This is a genomic window from Serratia sp. 506_PEND, assembly GCF_001076875.1.
Taxonomy (GTDB): domain Bacteria; phylum Pseudomonadota; class Gammaproteobacteria; order Enterobacterales; family Enterobacteriaceae; genus Serratia; species Serratia marcescens.
Genome location: NZ_JVEL01000248.1, coordinates 1 through 1,227, shown reverse-complemented (window position 1 = coordinate 1,227; position 1,227 = coordinate 1). Strand labels below are relative to the sequence as shown.

Here is a 1,227-nt window from a genome sequence, read left to right as displayed (position 1 = left end):
GATTATCTTGATGGTGGGTTTATGCTGTCAGGTTTCGTTGCTGTTAATAGAGAAGCGGAAGGAGTATCAGCTGAGCGCGTTTCAGTTGGCGTTTACAAAGTCACCGGCGCGTTAGGTTTTGCGGAAGAAGGCTGGAACATCGAAGTGCCTCAGGACGTGAACGGCAACCGCCTGTGCTTTGTCGCAGCTAACACCGGTAAGGATGGCACAATCTATGTGAAGGTCAGCAAGCGTCGTTTTGACATCGACACAGCAGCGATTGTGGCCGGTGAACCGATGGATATTCCGGTTGGGCGTTGGATTGATCTGCGCCTGGAAATGCCTGTGCGCGAGGTTGAAGAAGTACCGGAAGCAGTCGAGGAAACTGCCGGTCTTGAAAATGTGAACGTTGACCCTATCTAAAATCCGCTGCCCCGTCGCCGGCCTCGTAGTGTTCAGTCAGGTTGAACATCGGCAGGGGCAGCACCTATCACTTGTAAAGCACATCAAAATTAAACGCTATGGCCGCATCAACGGCTTTACCTTGAGTCTGAAACGGCACATTTGACACGAGCGGCCAGCGTCCCTTGTGCCACACATATAGCCAGTGCTGCTGCTCCTCGTCTTCGCGGATTGCGAACATCGGAGGGCTGTTCTGCTGTGGTTATGGGTATCTGTCGTTTTCGTTGAGAATGAAGATCTGCCGGCCGGCGAGGGTGATACTGCCCATTTGACTGCTCCGCTGGTGGGTGTGCAGTAATGGTAGCTGGTGGTGAGAAATTGAGGCGGGAGGTGTGACAGATTTGTGCCAAAACCCTGACACAAACCAACAATGAAAGGCAAAAATCAGCAAACGCACTTTGTAGCGACTGGCTTGTGGTGCGGCTTTGGCTGTTAGTTTAGAATACGCACCCTTTGTATATCATCAGACTGTTTCTCTGATGCTGGAGGCTTTGTGAAGTACGAACTACAAACTACCGATGGCCGCGCACGCCGCGGCCGCCTGATTTTCGACCGCGGCGTGGTGGAAACCCCGGCCTTTATGCCGGTCGGCACCTACGGCACGGTCAAGGGCATGACGCCGGAAGAAGTGAAAGAGACCGGCGCGCAGATCCTGCTGGGCAACACCTTCCACCTGTGGCTGCGCCCGGGCCAGGAGATCATGAAGCTGCACGGCGATCTGCACGACTTCATGCAGTGGCCGGGCCCGATCCTCACCGACTCCGGCGGTTTCCAGGTGTTCAGCCT

At 54.7% G+C, this 1,227-nt stretch carries 1 protein-coding gene and 1 pseudogene; both read left to right on the top strand.

Translation table 11 applies throughout. From position 1 onward, the window contains the following. Window positions 1-402 (top strand): annotated as a pseudogene (locus ADK28_RS06390) (hypothetical protein); the annotation flags it as partial. A 532-nt stretch (window positions 403-934) separates the two neighbouring features. Beyond that, a partial coding sequence (locus tag ADK28_RS06380) for a tRNA-guanine transglycosylase (RefSeq protein ID WP_048795202.1) occupies window positions 935-1,227 on the top strand: 293 nt, incomplete at its 3' end.